The sequence below is a fragment of the Mesorhizobium sp. M7A.F.Ca.US.006.04.2.1 genome (assembly GCF_004022915.1).
Classification (GTDB): Bacteria; Pseudomonadota; Alphaproteobacteria; order Rhizobiales; family Rhizobiaceae; genus Mesorhizobium; species Mesorhizobium ciceri.
Map to the genome: position 1 here is coordinate 1 of NZ_RZQA01001548.1, position 622 is coordinate 622.

Genomic DNA, 622 nt, shown 5'->3' on the forward strand with positions numbered 1-622 from the left:
GTTCAAAATCGAAGGCCGGGCCCGACCTGCCAAGGCTAACGAATTACAGCGGTTGAGAGATGTCCACGTTGCCAACTGTCCGCTTGAAGCGGAGTTTCTAAAGCAAGGGGCACAACTTTTTACGATTTCGCCTCGATGGATTCGCTATTCCGATTTCAGAGGCGAGCCGATGGTTTTTGAGCTGTCCGGCAACTCGCTTGCGAAATAGGGATTAGCCCCGCCACCTCTCGGCAGCGGGCCGCCGCCAGGGCTGCCTGTGCAACAAAGGCCGTCGATCTGCGTTGAGGCTCGTCTCAGTGGAGCTTCGACAATGGATCCGGCAACCGCAGCAGTACTGCTTTTACTCTCTTGCAGCCCAGGCGAGGCTGTCGTCTGCAGGCCCATTGATGCCGCGCCGACCACATATGCGTCGCTTGACGTGTGTAAGGCATCTCTGAAAGACAGGCTCGCAGGTGCGCCAAATGGGGAAATCGTCGGACGATGTCATCCCCTCGACGAGACTGTCACCGGTTCCCTGCCCGCCGGGTACACCACCGTTGTTGTCACGCGCGGTGTTGGGAGCAACGCCGTCAGCAATAGCTACATCGTTCAACACAAAGAATAAGGCCCGCCACCTCTCGGC

1 pseudogene is annotated in these 622 nt (G+C 58.0%); it reads left to right on the forward strand.

Annotation, left to right across the window (positions count from 1 at the left end):
• A pseudogene (locus EN925_RS40395) lies at positions 1-208 on the forward strand (hypothetical protein); the annotation flags it as partial.
• Positions 209-622 lie beyond the last annotated feature (414 nt).